The organism is Campylobacter concisus, assembly GCF_003048615.2.
In the GTDB taxonomy this organism is placed as follows: Bacteria; Campylobacterota; Campylobacteria; order Campylobacterales; family Campylobacteraceae; genus Campylobacter_A; species Campylobacter_A concisus_C.
Genome location: NZ_CP049263.1, coordinates 1,886,679 through 1,904,753, shown reverse-complemented (window position 1 = coordinate 1,904,753; position 18,075 = coordinate 1,886,679). Strand labels below are relative to the sequence as shown.

Here is an 18,075-nt window from a genome sequence, read left to right as displayed (position 1 = left end):
TTGCGGTGAAGGGAGTTTGTGTGCAAAGCGAGAAGACAAAAAATTTACTCGATGAAGTAAATGAAACAATAGATTTTATATTTAGAACCTGTAACAGAAATGGCGGCACGAAGAAGGCTTTAGAAGATAAAAAGCTAAGTAGAGAAATTTTAAAAGATAAATTTCAATCGATCTTTTCAAAATTTGGCCAGATAGATGAGGCTAGTTTTAAGAGTGCGATCCTCGCAAATGAGGAAGCAAAAGAGCTAAACGAGATAGCGATGGCTCTTGAGATAGACAAAGATGTAAGCTTGCTAGAGCTAGAGCGAGCGATAAATTTTGACCTAACTAGCGTCAAAGAAGAAATTTATAAATTTCAAAACAATATCCGATAAAAATGGTGTGAGAGGGGGTCTCACACCAAACTTTCAACTAATAATTAAACACTTCAGGATCAATAACCATCGCTCTATAAGCGACATCATCTCTTGATGCAGAATCCACATCCATTTCAAATTTTATATCATTTGTCTTTGGATCGATTTCGACTAAGACCATTTTGATAGTCTTGTCAGGACGTAGTAAATTTACATTTGAGCTTGAGATAAAGTAGGTGCTTTTATCCTTTTGCCACTCAACGTTGCTAGTGACTGCACTATAAAAGTCAAATCCACGCTCCTTGCCAAACTGCCAAGTCTGCTCAACCGTGCCCTTTTTCTCATCTATCTTGTATTCAACCGCGCGGGAGTATTTGTCCTCTTTAAAAGCTGGCTGCTCCATACCTCTGCCATCGCCATTGTCAAAGACACTTATATGTTTTATGTCGCCCTTGTTTTCATATCTTGGCGTTAGCCATGCGGTGTGCTGTGTCCATGACCAGTCAAATTCGCCCTCGCATTTTGAGTTTTCACATTTTATTTTATTGCCTTTGCTATCAACTGGAGTTAGCACTTTTGCTTTAAAGTCCTCGCTCCAGCCCTCGGGTGAGGCTAGTATCCATTTTACTTTCTTGTCGCGTCCTATCTTTACGATGCCTTGGTGGCGAAGCGAAAGGATGATGCTATCATCGCTCTCATCGTATGAGATAGAATTTACATGCGCCCAGTTTCTGCCTGTGCCAGTGGAGGTGACATCGCCAAATGGCTGATCGTCGCTTATCTTGATCTCTTTTGCGTCCATATCGATGTTTAGGCAAACAGCCCTAGCATCAAGCGCCTTTATGAGGTTGCTACGATAAACATTGTTACCAAAAATTTCATTTAGATCCCACTCTTCTACCACCTTGCCGGTGTTATCGACCTCGATGATGTGGTCTCTTATGGTGTGAGAAATTTTGCCGTTTTTGTGGTGGTAGTTGTATTTTGCTACCCTAAGAAGCGCGTGATCATCTTTTAGTGGCATCACCTCGTGGCTTAGATCGATGTAGCCTCTAGGTAGTGGGCGGTTGTAAATTTCTTTTCCCATTAGATCATATCTAAGATATCTTTGAGCCATGCCAAAGCTGATGTCGCCGTTTTTGAGCTGATGAAAGCCCATCATCATACCCCCATCCATCACTCTTCTCTCGCTGCGGTCGTAAAATTTCTGATAGTCAAGATACCATCTGACCTCGCCCTTGGTATCTACGATGTAGTTTTCGGTAAAGTCGTTCCAGCTAGCAGCTCCGCCATTTTTCCAATCAAGCGGTTTATAGACGCTTGTTATTGTGTTGTTTATGAGATAGAGCCTGTTTTTAAAGGCAGGATCTACCTTTTTGACGTGAGTTTTTTGCATGTGTGAGAACCTAAAATCACGGCTATATGTGACGATCGGTTGGGCGTAAATTTTATATGTTTCTACCTTTTTAGCTCCGTTAAATGTATAACTAAGCTCGACCTCGTTTAGATAGTCAGGATAAAGTCCCCAAATAGGCACGCCATCATGCGTGAGCAAGGCATGCTCTGAGACGTTGTAGTCGATATCTATGCCGCCATCTGGCTTGCCCTTTACTTTGACGTGGATATCTTTGATGTCCTTGCCAGCTCTATCGATGATAGCAGTTAGTGGCGATACGTCGTAGGGGTTTATAAAGACTGAGCCAAGCTCTCCTTGAACCTTTACTTGATGAGCCAAGACTCCAGCATTTAGTGGAGCACTAAAGCCAAAACCACTCACCAAAACAGCCGCAAGGGCAACAGAACCTAAGAAATTCTTGCTCATTTTTCGCTCCTTCTGTAGAAATTTAATGATATCTTACCCCACAAATTTCACACAAAACTAACGCTTATATGAAAAGAGGCTTAAGTAAATTTATAAAGAAGTTGTTTTAAGAGGTAAAAATAAAAAGAAGAATTTAGGAGCAAATGCCCCTAAATTTTAGTTATTTGCGTCAAATTTCTTGAGAGAAAAGAGAACAAATTTGTAGCTAATAAATAGCGTTACTGGCCAAAGTATCAAAAAAATTCCTGCTTCTAACATCTTTTATCCTTAGTATGCGTGATGATCGTTTTTGATCTCATCTTGCGTGATCTTCTTGCTATCTATCGCTCTCCAGACGATGAAGATATAAGCAAGCACTACTGGCACTAGCAAGCTAACATAGGCCATAACGCCAAGTGTGTAGTGGCTAGAGCTTGCATTTTTGATAGTTAGCGAGCTAGAGAGGTCGCTAAATGACGGATAAAATGCAGTGCCATTTAGTCCTGTTATCAAAAATAGCGCGGTCACAGCAAGCGTTACGCCAACGCCGTAAGCAAAAATTCCGCGGATGCTTTTTGTAAATGCTCCTTGGAAAATTCCAACAAGCACCAAAAGCACGCCAACAAGTAGTAGCACGCCAGCGACAGGCATCTCGATCAAATTTATAGCGTATTTGTAAGCAACAAGGCTAACTACGCCGTTTGCGTCGTATGCAAAGCCATCTTTTGTAAGTATCCAAGCAAGAAAGCCTAGGAAAAATGGCAAGAATAGCACGGTGTTGATAATTAGCTGTTTTCTAGCGTTTTGTATAAATTCGCCATCAGCGATGTTGTTTATAAGATATAAGCAGCCACCTACGCGAGATAAGAAAAACATAGCTATACCAAGTAAGTATAAGTAAGGATTTGCCAATGCTTCAAGACCGCGAAATGGAGTCTTCCACTCGACAAAGTTGTGCTCATTTAGCACAAAGTCGCTGCCACTAAAAAATGTACTAACCGCCATACCGATAAGTATAACGCCAAGTGAGCCATTTATGAAAAGGAAAATTTCATAAGTTCTAGCTCCTAAGAAGTTATCAGGCTTTTTGCGGTACTCGTAGCTTACAGCTTGGATGATAAAGCAAAACAAAATAGCCAGCCAAACCCAGTAAGCGCCGCCAAAACTAGTAGCATAAAATAGCGGGAACGCCGCAAAGCACGCGCCGCCAAACATAACAAGCGTCGTAAATGTAAGCTCCCATTTTCTACCGATAGAATTTATGAGCATATCTTTTTTAAGCTCGTCCTTGCCAAGGCTAAAGATGAGCGACTGGCCGCCTTGAACGAACATCATAAAGACCAAAAGTCCGCCAAGAAGGCTAACTATAAACCACCAATAAATTTGTAAATTTTCTAAGCTTAAACTATGCATGATCGTTAAATCCTATCTTTATTTGCTTAAGCATGATCTTGATCTCGGCTATCAGCAAGACCGTAAATAAAACAGCAAATAATATAAATGAAATTTTGACATTTGAGTCAGATAAATTTGTAGCTCCTACGCCAACGGTCATGAGATCTTGTATCGCCCATGGCTGACGGCCGACCTCTGCTACTATCCAGCCAGCCTCAGCTGCGATGTAGCCAAGCGGTATGGTAAAGAGGCAGATCCACAAAAATGCTCTTATGTTTTCAAATTTATATTTTCTTGAGAGATTTAGATAAAGAGTGATAGCAAAAAGAGCTATGAAGTAAGTGCCAAGTGCGACCATGATGTGGAAGCTATAAAATGTAAGTGCAACTGGTGGCACAGCATCTTTTGCGTCCTTAAGATAGCCATATCCTAAGAAATTTAGGTTGCTCTCTAAATTTGAAAGTGAGCTCTTCATCAAGCTCTCGTCATTTGCTTTTTTAGCCTCTTTGTAGTTTTTAAGAGCTTCGATAGCTACTTTGCCCTTTGCCATCTTCTCTTCTACGCTTATTAGATTGTGCTCGCTGTTGCCATAAAGTAGGTCGTTTATGCCTGGTGTAAATGAGTCAAGCTCTCTGTTTGCCATGATACCTAGTGCGTAAGGCACCTTTATCTCAAGTAAAAATGGCTCAGTGTCATCGCCAAGCTTTTTAGCTGGGTTTAAAATGCCAGCTGCAACTAGGCCAGCGTTTTTCTCGCCTTTGTAAAGTCCCTCCATGGCTGCAAGTTTCATAGGCTGCTTTTGAGCTGCAAGATATGCGCTCTCATCGCCACTAAGTAGCAAAAATGCCGAAGTGATAAGACCAAATGCACTAGCAACGACGATGCTTTTTTTAGCAAGCAAGATGTGGCGTTTTTGGATCAAAAACCAAGCTGAAATTCCTATCACAAAAAGAGCTGAGATAGTGTAGCCACTAGTTACTGTGTGTAAAAATTTAGTGATACCAACTGGATTTAGCGCGACTTCGAAGAAATTTTCCATCTCCATTCTAGCGGTATCTGGGTTAAATTTCATGCCTATTGGATACTGCATCCAGCCATTTGCGATCAAGATCCAAAGTGCGCTTAAATTTGAACCGATCGCAACAAGCCAAGTTGAAAATAGGTGAAATTTCTTGCTAACTTTATCCCAGCCAAAAAACATAATGGCAAAAAATGTACTCTCCATGAAAAATGCTAGCAAGCCTTCAATCGCAAGTGGAGCGCCGAAGATATCGCCGACAAACCAGCTATAATTCGCCCAGTTTGTACCAAACTCAAACTCCATGATGATGCCAGTTGCCACACCGATAGCGAAATTTATACCAAAGAGCTTTAGCCAAAATTTCGTTATCTCAAGCCAGGCCTTATCGCCAGTTTTGACATATATCGTCTCCATAATGGCGATGATAAAACTTAGCCCCAACGTAAGCGGGACAAACAAAAAGTGGTAAATGGCAGTCAGCGCAAACTGAGCCCTAGACCAATCAACAAAATCCATCTCAGACATTTTATTCCTTTATTAAATTACGAATTACAAATTCGCTTTTTTCTTCGTCAGTTTGAAATTTGGTATTAAGAGTCTCATTAAAGAAAAAGAGCTTTAAAACCCCAAACATAATAATAAGCTTTATCGCTATAAGCAACAATAATTTTTTTCTTAATCTCATATTTTTAAACCACCCATAAAAAACTCTATTTTTGAAGTAGTATTAAATTTTCTCATTTGCCTTCACAAAATATTGCTATTGCAAAATATTATCAAAATCTGAAATAAATTCATCAAAATCTGATGTAGTTGCACTTTTGTCAACAGTTTCTGTGAATATATTGCCATCGTCTTTTGATATTGGCTTAAAGACATCTATAATTGATTGCCCTGCGTTTTTACTAAAATCACCAAATTCGTCTCCGATGACCCTTTCAGTAAAAGCTGAGACAATACTGTCAAAATAGCTCTCATCTTTCTTTTCTGACTCTAAATTCTCTTTATTTATAAATTTATCAAGCTCAGGCATATTTTCTGAATTAACAAAGTTTATTATATCGCTCTCGCTACTAATGTCCTTACTATATCTACCCTTTGTATAGACAGAAAACTCATAATTAACTCTGGCACTATTGCCTTTAAAGACATTAACGTTAAAAAAACAACCATCGTCATAAAGAGATGATATGTCTATATTGTATTGCTCCCTAACAGCCTTTTTAAAGCGACTTAATTTCATAGCAAAGTTAGAATCATATACTAAAACATAAACCCCGTTAGGGAAGTCGCTGGTAGAGTTAAGTAGATCTACCACTATATAGTTTGTAATATATGATTTTATACCATCAGCACAATATGGACAGTCAAGGCCACTGCAAACAACTTCGCTACCATTTGGCAACTTATGTCTTTTTATCGACCTATCAAAAGCATAGTTTGTTCCTTCGTCGATAGCATGTGGTAAGAGCCTAATTGTATAAATTTGCTCTTTACTACGAACCTTTTGTTTTTTTGCTGTACTATTGTCACATTTGAGATTTAAAAAGTTAATATCTTTCATTACTTTCCTAACTCATTACTTGCCTCTTGTTTCTAATAGCTGATAGATTTTACTGCTAATTACTATAAAAGGCAGATAAAACAAATCATATTTGTTAGATCCTGTTCGGATAATCTTACCGCATATCCTTTAAGCTTTTACTATTGCTTAAAAACAACGCTAAATACTTGTGTAACTAACTTTAGTTATATAGCACACAAGCTTTGGTGGCTCTAAATTTTACTTCATAGATTTGTTGCCACTAGAAGCAATATTAATTACATATAGTAATCAAATTTTAGAAAAGCCTTTTATCCTCTATCATAACGGCCAATTTTTATTATCTTTTAAAAACTCTCTTGTATATTAAGATGGTATATGTCTTGAAAATATATAATCTTTATATAAAGAGATGAAGTTTTTAAATATTTTTTAATCATGATGTCGAAGTCTATAACAAAAAAACTTAAAGAATAATTTTTAAAAATTGCACGATTAATGCCTTACTAAATATTTAAGGGGTATAATCGGCAGATTAAAAAATAACTAAAGTTAAGGAAATTTGATGGCAAAAGAGACGAAGTATATTTTTATCACAGGCGGCGTTTTAAGCTCACTTGGAAAAGGCATCGCAGCTGCGTCTATCGCGACATTACTTAAAAATTCTGGCTTAAAGGTGAGCGTTTTAAAAGCTGACCCATATATCAACGTAGATCCAGGCACGATGAGCCCGCTAGAACACGGCGAAGTCTTCGTCACAGATGATGGCGCTGAAACAGACCTAGACCTTGGTCACTACGAGAGATTTTTAGATGAGAGCCTAAGTCAGGATAATAACTTCACAACAGGCAGAGTTTATAGCTCGGTTATCGAAAAAGAGCGCCGTGGCGACTACCTTGGAAAGACTATCCAAGTGATCCCTCACATCGTTGGCGAGATCGTTGATCGTATCAAAAAAGCAGGCGAAGGCAAAGATGTACTCATTGTTGAGATAGGCGGAACTGTTGGCGACATCGAGGGACTACCATTTTTAGAGGCGATAAGGGCGCTAAGAGTAGAAGTTGGTAAAAAAAGAGCGCTAAATATCCACCTAACACTCGTGCCATTTATCAAAGTAGCTGGTGAACTAAAAACAAAGCCAACTCAGCACAGCGTAGGCGAGCTAAGACGCATCGGCATAACCCCAGATATCATCATCTGCAGATCTGAAATGCCACTAAACCGCGAGCTAAAAGATAAGATCGCAGCAAGCTGTGGTGTTGAAAAAAACTGCGTCATAGAGAGCTTAGATAGTGCAAGTATCTATCAAATCCCACTTTCATTTTTAAAGCAAGATATATTAACGCCGATCGCTGAAAATTTAGGCTTTGGCGAGCTAAAACCAGACATGGCAAACTGGGATAGTCTAGTAAAAAGGATCATCGCTCCAACAAACGAAACAACAATCGCCTTTGTAGGCAAATATATCGATCTAAAAGAGAGCTATAAGAGCCTAACCGAGGGCATCATCCACGCTGGAGCAAATTTGGACGCTAGGGTAAATTTACGCTGGATAGATAGCGAAAAGATAGAAGAGAGTAATGTAAATGAGCTTTTAAAAGATGTGGATGGTATCTTAGTAGCTGGTGGCTTTGGCGAAAGAGGCGTTTTAGGCAAGATGCAAGCCATAAAATTTGCTCGTGAAAATAAGATCCCATATCTTGGAATTTGCCTTGGTATGCAGCTGGCACTAATCGAGTTTGCAAGGGATGTTTTGGGCTTAGAGGATGCAAATTCTATGGAATTTAACAAAGAGTGCAAAAATCCTATCATCTATCTAATAGATAGCTTCATCGATGCCCACGGCAAAAAGCAAATAAGAACGCACACAAGCCCACTTGGCGGCACTATGAGGCTAGGTGCTTATAACTGCGACATCAAGCCAAAGACACTTTTGGCTGAAATTTATGGCAACGCAAAGAGTGTAAAAGAGCGCCACCGCCACCGCTACGAGGCAAATCCAAAATACAAAGATGTCTTTGAAAAGGCTGGTCTAATAGTAAGTGGCGAAAGCGACGGACTAGTAGAGGCGATCGAGCTAAAAGGCCATCCGTGGTTTGTAGGCGTGCAGTGTCACCCTGAATTTACTAGCCGCTTAACTAGACCAAATCCTGTGATACTAGGCTTTATAAAAGCAAGCTTAGCTAATCACGTAAAATGATAAATTTGGCAAGCTTTTTTGCCAAATTTTCTCTTTAAATTTCTCTCAAATTTATATTAAAAATAAAAGTAAACGTATTATTGATAAAATTTAAATCATTTAAGTATTTTTTAATCTTGCTAAACATACAATGCTTACGCAATCATTTATAAAGGAGAAAAAATGAAAAATTGCGTTTTAAAAAGTGTTTTAGCACTTTCACTTGCTGGCTCATTTGCTTTAGCACAAGGTGGATTTGTCGGAGTTGAGGGCGGCTATGATTTTAGCTCAAAGCTAAAAGACAATGATGGTCTTAGTTTTAAGGATAATAGACCAAATCTTGGCATCAAAGGCGGTTATGACTTTGACGTAGCTAGAGTTTATGGTGGATACTTCTATCATACAGAGGCAAAAGATAACTTTAACTATACTGATAATGGCGTAAAACACGATGTTAGTATAAAATGGACAACACATAAATTTGTAGTAGGTGGTGATTATACTCCAGCTATAACAGATAACTTTAAGTTAATAGCAGGCTTATATACTGGTATTTCAGTTGTAAATTTTAAAGCAAGACTTTATACAAATACACTTAAAGCGACTTATGATACAACAAAGGCTGGTTGGCTAGTTGGCACAAGACTTGGTGCAGAGTATAGCTTTGATAAAAATAATGCACTTGAATTTGGTATAAAAGCAGATAGATCTTGGTATAGCACTGATGAAGATCTTGATAATCTTAAATCAACGGATATCGGCGCTTATCTAGGCTACACATATAAATTTTAATTTTTGGGGTCTTATGACCCCTTATTTTTACTTAAAATTTCTCTCGTTTTTTACCTCAAATTTACAATGGCTAATTTATAAAGAGTATCAATTTAACAAAAGTTTTTTGCCCTAAAAATCTTACTTTCAATGAAAATTATAAGAAATTAAATTTCAAAAAGATATAATCAAAGCATTCAAAATAAAGACGAAAGATTACGATGAAAAAAAAGCATTTTTGTTGCCAAATTTTTGGCAGTTTGGGCGTAAATTTAAGTGAGCAAATAGCATTAGTAAAAGTTGGCAGGGCGTCAAAAAGTCCTTGCCAAAGCTATGTTAACTAAAGAGGATATTAGGAATTTACTAGCACGTAGATTTTGTAACGACATACACAAAAAACTTAGTGAAATTCCAACGCCAAGCGCTCTAAAGGATATCTACAAAGGCGCTAATCGCATCAAAGAAGCGATCGAGAGAAACGAACACATCGCTATTGTTGGCGATTATGACGTTGATGGCGTGGTTTCAAGTGTGATTTTAGCCGAGTTTTTTGATGATCTTGGCGTAAAAAACTACCTAGTAAAGATCCCAAACCGTTTTAAGGACGGATATGGCTTAAACCCTGAGATCATCGACGAGCTGGCAAGCGATGTAAGTCTAATAATCACCGTCGATAACGGCATCTCAGCCAATGAGGCAGCTAGCATCTGTAAAGAAAAAGGCATCGATCTCATCATCACAGATCACCACATGCCACCAACCGTTCTGCCTGAAGCCTACGCCATAATCAATCCAAAACAAGAGGACTGCAACTTTCCAAATATCGAAATTTGCGGTGCTGAAGTGGCTTGGTATTTGGTTGGAGCGCTAAAGGATGTTTGCAAGCTAAACTACGATATGAGCAAGTTTTTAGAGCTTTTAGCCATCGCGATAATAGCTGATATGATGGAGCTAAGAGATATGAACAGGATGCTTGTTCGCATGGGTATTTGCAAGTTAAATGCCTCGAAGCGCTCGGCATTTTGCGTCATAAAAGAGTTTTACGGCAAGGATAAATTTGAGTGCGATGATATTAGCTTTCTTATAGCGCCTCTTATAAATTCAGCCGGACGCATGGACGATGCGATGAATTCATTTAACTTCTTGCGTGCAAAGAGCATCGAAGAGGCTTACAACTACCTTGATACGATCATTGAGTTTAACAACTCCAGAAAAGAGGAGGAGCGCCAACTCTTTGAGTGCTCACTAAAGGACGTAAAAGAGGACGATGAGGTCATCATCACTTGGGGAGAGCAGTGGCATGAAGGCGTGATAGGCATCGTGGCTAGCCGCCTTGCAAAGCACTTTGCAAAGCCAGCTATCGTCTTTAGCATCGATAAAGGTCGCGCAAAAGGCAGTGCTAGAAGCGTTGGCAAGCTTGATATCTTATCACTCATCGCAAGCCACGAAGATCTGCTAACAAGCTACGGCGGTCACAAAGGTGCAGCTGGACTGACACTCGCGCCTGAAAATTTGAAAAAATTTAAAGAGGCGATAAATAAAAGCTGCTCATGCCTAAATATGCAAGAGTGCAAAAGCTCAGATGAGCTACTTGGCGACATAATGCCAAGCGAGATCGACTTTGAGCTACTTGAAATTTTGGAATTTTATGAGCCGTATGGACAGAAAAATCCGCGCCCAGTCTTTAAGATAGAAAACGCTGTCGTAAAAAATGAAAGGCTCATAGGTAGGGATCAAAACCACTTAAAACTTATCTTGCAAAAAGATAACAAAACGCTTGAGGCGCTATTTTTCAACTTCACAAGGCACGTTAGAGTAGGCGAAATGATAGATATCATCTTTTGCGTATCTAAAAATTCGTTCCGCGGTCTTGTTACGCCACAGCTTCTCATAAGAGAAATTTTATAGCATTTTGCCTAGTCGTTTGAAATTTAACGACTAGGTGTTACTTTTTAATAATTAAAAATTTTATAAATTTACCTTTATAAATCCCTAAAATACGAACTTTATAAACAAAGTAAATTTATCAATGCTTATTTAATATTATAAATTAATAATATTTTAAATAAAAATCCGTAAAATTACATTTACATTATATTTTTAAAGGATTGAAAATGAAAAGTTCATTTTTGAAAGCTAGCATGATTGCATGTGCGGTTTGCTCATTTGCTATGGCAGAGGGAGCATTTATTGGTTACGAGGGCGGATACTCTTTTGCGTCAAATGTAAAGTTATCTGAGGCTAACGATGGAGCAAGACTTAGAAAAGGTCAATTTAACAGCGGTGTAAAAGCTGGTTATGATTTTGACAGCTTCAGAGCTTATGGTGCTTATTTTTATAATTTTCAGACTAAAAAAGAGTTAGAAGATGATGGTGAAAAATATACAATTAAGTGGAATAAACACAGCTTTCTAGTAGGTGCTGACTATACTCCAAGTATTACTAGCGATGTTAAGCTTGTAGCAGGTGCTTATACTGGCGTTTCAAGAATAAAATTTAAAGTAGATAATTCAGATAGTGCACAACACTCAACTGGTTTTGTGTTGGGCACAAAATTCGGTGCTGAGTACCTGCTTGATCAAAACAATATTTTAGAGGCTGGTGTTAAGGCTGACTATACTTTTTATAGAAAAATTGAAGAAGTTAAAGTTAGAGAGAGCAACATCGGTCTTTACGTAGGCTACACTTATAAATTTTAATATTAAACATTCCCTCCTTAAGAAATTTGCGTCCTAGTTTGGGCGCAAATTTATCTCTAGTATTTTTACCATTAAATTTAATATACTTTACAAAAAGGACACAAAATGAATAAAATAATATTGTCTTTATTTATGCTCTTAACGGCTACGTTTGCAGTTGATTGTGATAATGCATTTATTAAAGCTGTTGTAAGTATGATCGATGAGCCAGCTCCCACAAGAGTCGATGAAAATAGCGTAATAATGGGTGCTACATGTGAAAATGAGACCCTAAAAACCACGTTTGTTATAAATGATAGCGAGGATATTAAATTTAATAAATTTACTAAAGAGCAGATAGATGAGTTTAAAAAGATGCAGACTGAAATGCTAAAAGAGGACTTTTGTAGTAGTAAAAATCCTCTTATCGATAAAGCTTCGTGGATATACAACTACGAGAACTGCAAGAACTTTACTGTGATAAATTTGACAAGAGAGGATTGCAAGTAAATTCTGGGGTCTCCCCCAGAAATTTAAGCTTTTTTGTCTTCAAGCTCTTTTAAGTGAGCTTTTACAAACTCACCAAATTCGTCTTGAGTTAGCACTCTTTTAGCAAGTTTTTCCTTGCATTTTTTGCCAAGCTCGCCTAGAGTTGCTCTATTTTTTTGGCTTTGTGATTTGCCAAATTTTGAAAGGATCGCATTTAGCTCATGCTCTTCACCGAAATTTACTAGCTCTTTATCTAGTGCCATTTTCTCTCCTTTGATGAAAATTTCTTCTAATTTTAAAATTTAATAGTAAATATAAATAAATTTAAATTTTAAAGGCTGAAAAGAGCGAAAAATAGGGCTTTGTTAAATTTAAATTTCATATAGATTAAACGCGTAATAGTAAAATCACGAAAATTTTTAAAGGAGAAGTATGAAAAATTTACTTGTAAAATCAAGCTTGGTTTTAGCTTTACTTAGTTCAGCTGCACTTGCGCAAGGTGCATTTGTCGGTGGCGAGGGCGATTATTCGTTCAACTCAAAGATCAAAACTAAAAATATCGCAAAAAGTGAAAAAAATAACTTCAACAAAGGTCACTACGGACTTGGCTTTTATGGCGGTTATGATTTTGACAGCTATAGAGCGTATGGTGGCTACTACTATGACTTTAAAGCTAGAAAAAATGCTGGCGAAGCAGACGCAAAATGGAGCAAACATAAGCTTTTAGCAGGCGCTGACTACACACCAAACATCACTGAAAACTTTAAAGCTGTGCTTGGCGGTTATGCTGGTCTTGGTTATCTAAGTGTTAGACAAAGCTTTGAAAACGAAACTAGCAAGAAAAATTTCAAAGGCTTGCTAGTTGGCGCAAAAGCTGGCGGTATCTACTCATTTGACGCTCACAACGCGCTTGAGTTTGGTCTAAAAGCTGATAAGACATTTTATAAGAAAAATAGTGGCGCTCAGCTAAGGGATACAACCGTGGGAATTTACACAGGATATACTTATAAATTCTAATAAATTCTAATTCAAGGCAAGGCTTAGGCTTTGCCATCTTTTACTCACGTAGATGATTTGTTAAAATTTTAACCTATCCAAGCAACCTTTAAGTGACGCGAGGTAGAATGGCTCTTATTTAAAAAGGAGAAAAATGAAAACCAAATCGCTTCTTGTCATTGTGCTCTGTGCCGTTTTTGGTAGCTTTGCCTTTTGCGAACCAAAAAGCGAGCCAACGCTAACAAAAAGTAGAAATTTAGTTGGTCAGACGGTGCCAGGCGCTATTTTGGGCGTTAAGGTGCCAAAGGAGTATCAAGCGAAATTTGACAGCGCAAAGCCTAGGATGCAGGAATTTTTAGCAAATATGGCATGCTATAAGGCTAATAAAAATGATAAATTTATGGAAGCAGGCACAGGGGCACCTGCGCTACGAAGAGATGATAGCCATTTTAAAAGGGTTAGTGGCACTTGTAGCGATAACGTCGATATCTTGAGCATAGAAAATGTGAAATTTATCGCCAAAAACGCATTTAGCTTTAGCGTTACATTTATCACAGCAGATGGCGAAGAAACTACAAAATTTGATGATCTTATATTTACGCAGTACCCTAGCGGCGAGTGGCTGGTTAGGTGGTAGTTGTAGAGGTAAAGCCTCTACTCTCTGCCCTCAAGAAGTGGCACAAAAAGGCACTCGTCTAAAAACTCTTTTTCTAAATTTCCGCTCTCGTCTTTTCTAAATTTAGCGATAAACTGCTTGCCGTCTTTTTTTATCGGAGCGACCAAGATGCCGCCATTTTTTAGCTGGCTAAACAAATTTGGCGAGATCTCATCAGCAGCAGCCGAGAGTAAAATCCTATCAAACGGCGCGTAGCTTCGCCAGCCGTTGTTGCCATCATCATATCTTACATGTACGTTTTTGATCTTTAGCGTCTCAAAGCGTTTTTTGGCCTCCATGGCTAGCTTTTCTATGCGCTCGACGCTAAAAATTCTATGCGCGAGCTTGCTTAGTATCGCTGCTTGATAGCCGCTGCCACAGCCTATTTCTAGGATGTTATCCACATTTTCGCACTCTAGCGCCATCGTCATCTTAGCAACAGTTAGCGGCGAGCTGATCCATTGGTTGCCAAGTATCGGCTGCGCGTCAAGCTTGTAAGCATGTGCAGGGATGGGCACGAAAATTTCACGCTCGGTTGTTGATATCGCGTCAAACAAAAGCGGACTTAGTGTGATCTCATCGGCTATGTCGCTAGCTAAATTTTGGCATTTTATCGCTTCTAATTGGGTCAAAATTTCTATCCTAAACAAATTTTAAATCGTTATTATACGATTTAAAGCTTATCTTAAAATTTATAAAAGCCCTAAATTTTTCTTTATCTGCGTGATCAAATTTGCGTCAAAAACTGCGCTTGCTTCTAGCGTGCCATCTGGCAAAAAGACCCCAGCGAGCTCAAGATCAAGCGAGCTTGAGATCATGACGTAGCAGTTATTTGCGATCGCAAGCGCCTTGCAAAGGCTAAGGTAGGCTTCTTCTCTGGCCTTGCCCCACATGGCTGGCACCATGATGATGTCACATCCTCTTAGCTTTGCCCAAAGCCTGCTATCACGCAGCTCAAAGCATATTAGCACGCCAAGCTTTAGCCCTTTAAATATAAATGCATTTATATCGCTCACCTCGCCAGCCGCAAAGATCTCGTGCTCTAAATTTGGCCTAAAAAGCTCAGCCTTAAACTGCGAATGAAAGACGTTGTTTGAGTTAAGAAGTAAAAATTCGTTATAAATTTTTGGTTGGTGCGGATTTAGATTTGAAATTTGAGCGAGCCCTGCGCTTTTGTTTAGGCTACTAAGGTGCGTAAAACCAAGAAATTTATCTGGGCTAAGCGCCTCTTGTAAGCGCTCAAGCAGCATCGCATCAAAGCTGCCTATCATGCCACCAAGCATCGCTTTATTTGCCCCAGCAAAAAAGCCGTCAAAGTCATAGCCGCTTATGCAAAGCTCGCTTGCAAGTAGGATAGAGTTTTCAGGTGCAGCCTCAACTAAATTTGCAAGCTCTTCTAGTCGATCGGTAGCATTTTTTGCCTTTAAAGTTAGGCTTATTAGGTTTAAATTTTCGCTCATTTATTTTCCAAATATAAATGTCATAGGCTTTTCATCATGGCAGTTTTTTGGAATTTTGCAGTTTATATCCGTGCCACCGATGTTTGGTGTAGCTTTTAAAATAACGCTTATAGCTGTGATCTTATCATCGCGCTGTGAGAGTGGATCATTAAAGACCCAGACCTCAAAGCCTAGACCTCTAGCCTCATCATGTGAAACTACTCTTACCTCTTTTAGGTCTTTTGCTTCAAAGCCACACTGCTTGTTTATGCCAAGCATCACGTCATTTCCCAGAACGGATCCTAGTGGCGCGAAACTTGGTGAAATTTCGCCGTTTGGCATCTCTTGATAGACCTCCGCTTGGCTTGTCTCTTTTATCTTGACAAGTTTGTAGGCGTAGAAATTTTCGAGATTATTTTTATTTGCTTGATCAATTATCCTTTGACTACTACTCGCACACCCCACAAAAAGCACGCAGGCAAGGGCTAATATGCCATTTTTAAAAGTCATCAAAGCTGATACTTCCCTTGCTGTAGTTTGTCACCTTTGCCTCAAAGAAATTTGACTTTTGGTCGTTAAATTTAGCAAAGTCATCGACCCATTTGATCGGATGAGCGACATTGTATTTGCGTTTTAGGCCGATCGCAACTAGACGTTGGTCGATGAGATAGTGGATGTATTGCTCGATGATATCATCTGTAAAGCCCATTATTTGGTTTTGGGTGATGTATTTGCCCCATTTGATCTCTAAATTTCCAGCTTTTTCAAACATATCATAAATTTTTGCCTCAGTCTCAGGTGTGAAAAGATCAGGCCTCTCTTTGCGGACTGAATTTATCATGTTTTGAAACAAAAGCAGGTGCGTGATCTCGTCGCGTTGGATGAAGCGGATCATCTGTGCTGAGCCTAGCATCTTGCCAGCGCGAGCTAGAGCGTAGATCGCTGTAAAGCCGCTGTAAAAGTAGATGCCCTCTAAAATTTGGTTCGCAACCATCGCTAGAAGTAGCTTCTCATCAGTCACTTCACCTGCAAGCTCCTCATAAACGCTTGAGATGTAGTCGTTTTTCTCGCGTAAGACATCGTCGTGCTTCTCCATCTCGTAGATGAGGTCGGTGTTGTCACAGATAGCCTCGACCATGACAGCGTAAGACTTGCTGTGGTTTGCCTCTTCGTAGGCTTGGCGGCTTAGCACGGCGTTGATCTCTGGCGCGGTGATGTAAGGGTTGATGTTGTCGGCTAGGTTGTTTGTCTGGAAGCTATCCATCGAGATGAGCTGACTCCAGACAAGGTCGTACATGCGTTTTTCAGCCTCTGTGAGGTTGTAGGCGTAGTCGCGCACGTCGTCTGTTGTATCGACCTCTTTTGGAAACCATGTGTTTGCCTCCATGAGGTCCCAAAGCTTTAACGCCCACTCGTATTTTGCCTTGGTGAAATTTAAAATGCCGTGTGGGTTGCCGTTAAAGACTCTTCTGTCGGTCAAATTTTCATTTGAACTTGGGTTGTAGATGCGTTTTCTGTTCATAAATTTCTCTCTTGTTTGTGGTAAAAATTTCTTAAAATCTTACCCAAAGCAAGGTAAAAATTTACTTTTATTTAGACGGCTTTGCTCCTTTTTATGGTCATCAAAAAGCCAGTTATTATTAGTAAAACTGCGATCACGCAAGAGATAGCAAAGACGATCTGACCGACCTCGCCAAACATCTCTCCAGTGTGCAGGCTAAGCACCTTGCGGCCTGCTTTTTTAGCCTCTGGGATGCTATCAGCCTTGCTAACAAGCTTGTTTTCTTTGATCTTGCCAGCGCTCGCGTCAAGCTTTAGTTTGCCCACTTGGCTCTCGCTAGTTTCGTAGTTTATGGTGTAGGTGCTTTGGTTGTTTTCAGGCACGTTTATCGTGAGTGATTTTAGCTCTAGCGTGACATTGTCTTTAAAAATTTGCTCCGCAGTCTCGATCTCTTTAAATTTCTCGTCGCTTATTGGGATTAAATTTCTTTGAGGCATTGCCCTTTGCGCTTGGCTTGGTTTTAGCTCGAAAAATACGCTATTTACGCTATTTCTGACCCAGCCATAAGACCAGTAAAGGCCAGTTAGCGACATCACGACAAGCAGTATCGCCACGTAGGTGCCAAGGCTCGTGTGGAGGCTGTAAAAGCAGGCGTAGCCCTTTGCGTTTGTTTTGATCTTTAGTGAATTTAGTAAATTTCGCTTGATCGCTGGTGCGTAGAGGATGAGTCCGCTGATGGCAAGAAGCGCCATGATGATGGAGCTAATGGCGACTATTTGCTTGCCGATGTTGGCTGGGACTTTGCTATCAAGCAGGGCAAGGCCTAAATTTCTATGTAGGCTTAGTATTATCATGCGAGTTTTCTCGCCCAAGTCTTCGCTGATCACCTCGCCGCTACGTGGATCGATGAAGAAATTTAATGGCTTTTTGTCTTTAGTGACACTGATACTATAAGCTTTGTTTTCGCCGCTGATTTGCACGTTTTCAAGCGTGTCAAATTTGATCTCGTTTTTTGCTTTGGCGAGGATCTCGCTTAAGCTTAAATTTGGCTTTTCGCTAGGCGCTAAATTTATATATTTTTCATTTATCGCAGATTTGATCTCCTCTCTATAAGAGGCAAATGGCGCTGCAAGTGTCATGATAAGCAGCGGTATAGTCGCGATTAGACCGATTATTAGGTGGATGTTGAAAATGATTTTGTTACGCTTGAAAAGCATATATCTCCTTTTAATTTTAATAACGAATATTAAT

Annotated in this window: 18 protein-coding genes and 1 pseudogene; 8 read left to right on the top strand and 11 right to left on the bottom strand. The window is 39.3% G+C overall.

The window, feature by feature from the left end; translation table 11 throughout:
- The first annotated feature begins 20 nt into the window (after window positions 1-20).
- On the top strand, window positions 21-374 hold the full coding sequence (locus tag CVS89_RS09560) for a hypothetical protein (protein WP_103637331.1): 354 nt from the start codon (window positions 21-23) through the stop codon (window positions 372-374).
- 37 nt (window positions 375-411) lie between these two features.
- Here CVS89_RS09560 and CVS89_RS09555 read toward each other — a convergent pair whose 3' ends face one another.
- From CVS89_RS09555 to CVS89_RS09535, 5 genes and pseudogenes are all read right to left on the bottom strand, one after another.
- On the bottom strand, window positions 412-2,178 hold the full coding sequence (locus CVS89_RS09555) for an aryl-sulfate sulfotransferase (RefSeq protein ID WP_107847979.1): 1,767 nt from the start codon (window positions 2,176-2,178) through the stop codon (window positions 412-414).
- A 267-nt stretch (window positions 2,179-2,445) separates the two neighbouring features.
- Window positions 2,446-3,573 (bottom strand): cytochrome d ubiquinol oxidase subunit II, encoded by a 1,128-nt coding sequence (locus tag CVS89_RS09550; protein WP_223230820.1) that lies wholly within the window; start codon window positions 3,571-3,573, stop codon window positions 2,446-2,448.
- Complete coding sequence (locus CVS89_RS09545) at window positions 3,563-5,098, bottom strand: cytochrome ubiquinol oxidase subunit I (protein ID WP_107847978.1); 1,536 nt, start codon at window positions 5,096-5,098, stop codon at window positions 3,563-3,565. The genes CVS89_RS09550 and CVS89_RS09545 overlap by 11 nt, the downstream gene beginning before the upstream one ends.
- Window position 5,099: 1 nt before the next feature.
- Window positions 5,100-5,267: pseudogene (locus tag CVS89_RS09540) on the bottom strand (DUF4492 domain-containing protein); the annotation flags it as partial.
- Window positions 5,268-5,333: 66 nt separating this feature from the next.
- Entirely contained in the window at window positions 5,334-6,137 is an 804-nt protein-coding gene (locus CVS89_RS09535; protein ID WP_107847977.1) for a hypothetical protein, read from the bottom strand.
- A 544-nt stretch (window positions 6,138-6,681) separates the two neighbouring features.
- On the opposite strand from CVS89_RS09535, the gene CVS89_RS09530 reads away from it, so the two are divergent.
- From CVS89_RS09530 to CVS89_RS09510, 5 genes are all read left to right on the top strand, one after another.
- Entirely contained in the window at window positions 6,682-8,316 is a 1,635-nt protein-coding gene (locus CVS89_RS09530) for a CTP synthase (protein WP_107847976.1), read from the top strand.
- A 162-nt stretch (window positions 8,317-8,478) separates the two neighbouring features.
- Window positions 8,479-9,087: an outer membrane beta-barrel protein gene (locus tag CVS89_RS09525; RefSeq protein ID WP_107847975.1), complete on the top strand. Its 609-nt coding sequence runs from the start codon at window positions 8,479-8,481 to the stop codon at window positions 9,085-9,087.
- Between the two features lie 312 nt (window positions 9,088-9,399).
- Window positions 9,400-10,974 carry a single-stranded-DNA-specific exonuclease RecJ gene (recJ, locus tag CVS89_RS09520; RefSeq protein ID WP_107847974.1) on the top strand — a complete coding sequence of 525 codons (1,575 nt, stop codon included), beginning with the start codon at window positions 9,400-9,402 and terminating at the stop codon, window positions 10,972-10,974.
- Between the two features lie 206 nt (window positions 10,975-11,180).
- Window positions 11,181-11,765, top strand: coding sequence for an outer membrane beta-barrel protein (locus CVS89_RS09515; protein WP_232523975.1), 585 nt, complete (start codon window positions 11,181-11,183; stop codon window positions 11,763-11,765).
- Between the two features lie 105 nt (window positions 11,766-11,870).
- Window positions 11,871-12,254: a hypothetical protein gene (locus tag CVS89_RS09510; RefSeq protein WP_107847973.1), complete on the top strand. Its 384-nt coding sequence runs from the start codon at window positions 11,871-11,873 to the stop codon at window positions 12,252-12,254.
- Window positions 12,255-12,277: 23 nt separating this feature from the next.
- On the opposite strand, the gene CVS89_RS09505 is transcribed toward CVS89_RS09510, so the two are convergent.
- Complete coding sequence (locus CVS89_RS09505) at window positions 12,278-12,496, bottom strand: hypothetical protein (RefSeq protein WP_012140605.1); 219 nt, start codon at window positions 12,494-12,496, stop codon at window positions 12,278-12,280.
- Between the two features lie 169 nt (window positions 12,497-12,665).
- Here CVS89_RS09505 and CVS89_RS09500 point away from each other — a divergent pair, with 169 nt between their 5' ends.
- Both CVS89_RS09500 and CVS89_RS09495 read left to right on the top strand, forming a co-directional pair.
- A complete protein-coding gene (locus CVS89_RS09500; RefSeq protein WP_107847972.1) occupies window positions 12,666-13,250 on the top strand; it encodes a hypothetical protein in 585 nt (194 codons plus the stop codon).
- Between the two features lie 133 nt (window positions 13,251-13,383).
- A complete protein-coding gene (locus CVS89_RS09495) occupies window positions 13,384-13,866 on the top strand; it encodes a hypothetical protein (protein ID WP_107847971.1) in 483 nt (160 codons plus the stop codon).
- Between the two features lie 17 nt (window positions 13,867-13,883).
- Here CVS89_RS09495 and CVS89_RS09490 read toward each other — a convergent pair whose 3' ends face one another.
- The 5 genes from CVS89_RS09490 to CVS89_RS09470 all read right to left on the bottom strand — a co-directional run bounded on the left by CVS89_RS09490 (window position 13,884) and on the right by CVS89_RS09470 (window position 18,041).
- Entirely contained in the window at window positions 13,884-14,516 is a 633-nt protein-coding gene (locus tag CVS89_RS09490) for a protein-L-isoaspartate(D-aspartate) O-methyltransferase (RefSeq protein ID WP_107847970.1), read from the bottom strand.
- Window positions 14,517-14,576: 60 nt separating this feature from the next.
- On the bottom strand, window positions 14,577-15,344 hold the full coding sequence (locus CVS89_RS09485) for a carbon-nitrogen hydrolase family protein (protein WP_107847969.1): 768 nt from the start codon (window positions 15,342-15,344) through the stop codon (window positions 14,577-14,579).
- The gene (locus tag CVS89_RS09480) at window positions 15,345-15,833 is read right to left on the bottom strand and encodes a hypothetical protein (RefSeq protein ID WP_107847968.1); all 489 of its coding nucleotides are present in this window, start codon (window positions 15,831-15,833) and stop codon (window positions 15,345-15,347) included.
- Window positions 15,823-16,845 carry a ribonucleotide-diphosphate reductase subunit beta gene (locus tag CVS89_RS09475; protein WP_009494790.1) on the bottom strand — a complete coding sequence of 341 codons (1,023 nt, stop codon included), beginning with the start codon at window positions 16,843-16,845 and terminating at the stop codon, window positions 15,823-15,825. The genes CVS89_RS09480 and CVS89_RS09475 overlap by 11 nt, the downstream gene beginning before the upstream one ends.
- A 71-nt stretch (window positions 16,846-16,916) precedes the next feature.
- Window positions 16,917-18,041, bottom strand: a complete 1,125-nt coding sequence (locus CVS89_RS09470; RefSeq protein WP_107847967.1) for a PepSY-associated TM helix domain-containing protein — start codon at window positions 18,039-18,041, stop codon at window positions 16,917-16,919.
- Window positions 18,042-18,075 lie beyond the last annotated feature (34 nt).

Excerpts from the sequence above, each read along its gene's own strand:
- CVS89_RS09495 (WP_107847971.1), top strand. The coding sequence starts at position 13,384 with ATGAAAACCAAATCGCTTCTTGTCATTGTGCTCTGTGCCGTTTTTGGT.
- CVS89_RS09505 (WP_012140605.1), bottom strand. The coding sequence starts at position 12,496 with ATGGCACTAGATAAAGAGCTAGTAAATTTCGGTGAAGAGCATGAGCTA.
- CVS89_RS09475 (WP_009494790.1), bottom strand. The coding sequence starts at position 16,845 with ATGAACAGAAAACGCATCTACAACCCAAGTTCAAATGAAAATTTGACC.
- CVS89_RS09480 (WP_107847968.1), bottom strand. The coding sequence starts at position 15,833 with ATGACTTTTAAAAATGGCATATTAGCCCTTGCCTGCGTGCTTTTTGTG.
- CVS89_RS09535 (WP_107847977.1), bottom strand. The coding sequence starts at position 6,137 with ATGAAAGATATTAACTTTTTAAATCTCAAATGTGACAATAGTACAGCA.
- CVS89_RS09485 (WP_107847969.1), bottom strand. The coding sequence starts at position 15,344 with ATGAGCGAAAATTTAAACCTAATAAGCCTAACTTTAAAGGCAAAAAAT.
- CVS89_RS09555 (WP_107847979.1), bottom strand. The coding sequence starts at position 2,178 with ATGAGCAAGAATTTCTTAGGTTCTGTTGCCCTTGCGGCTGTTTTGGTG.
- CVS89_RS09530 (WP_107847976.1), top strand. The coding sequence starts at position 6,682 with ATGGCAAAAGAGACGAAGTATATTTTTATCACAGGCGGCGTTTTAAGC.
- CVS89_RS09500 (WP_107847972.1), top strand. The coding sequence starts at position 12,666 with ATGAAAAATTTACTTGTAAAATCAAGCTTGGTTTTAGCTTTACTTAGT.
- recJ (WP_107847974.1), top strand. The coding sequence starts at position 9,400 with ATGTTAACTAAAGAGGATATTAGGAATTTACTAGCACGTAGATTTTGT.
- CVS89_RS09510 (WP_107847973.1), top strand. The coding sequence starts at position 11,871 with ATGAATAAAATAATATTGTCTTTATTTATGCTCTTAACGGCTACGTTT.
- CVS89_RS09470 (WP_107847967.1), bottom strand. The coding sequence starts at position 18,041 with ATGCTTTTCAAGCGTAACAAAATCATTTTCAACATCCACCTAATAATC.
- CVS89_RS09545 (WP_107847978.1), bottom strand. The coding sequence starts at position 5,098 with ATGTCTGAGATGGATTTTGTTGATTGGTCTAGGGCTCAGTTTGCGCTG.
- CVS89_RS09525 (WP_107847975.1), top strand. The coding sequence starts at position 8,479 with ATGAAAAATTGCGTTTTAAAAAGTGTTTTAGCACTTTCACTTGCTGGC.
- CVS89_RS09515 (WP_232523975.1), top strand. The coding sequence starts at position 11,181 with ATGAAAAGTTCATTTTTGAAAGCTAGCATGATTGCATGTGCGGTTTGC.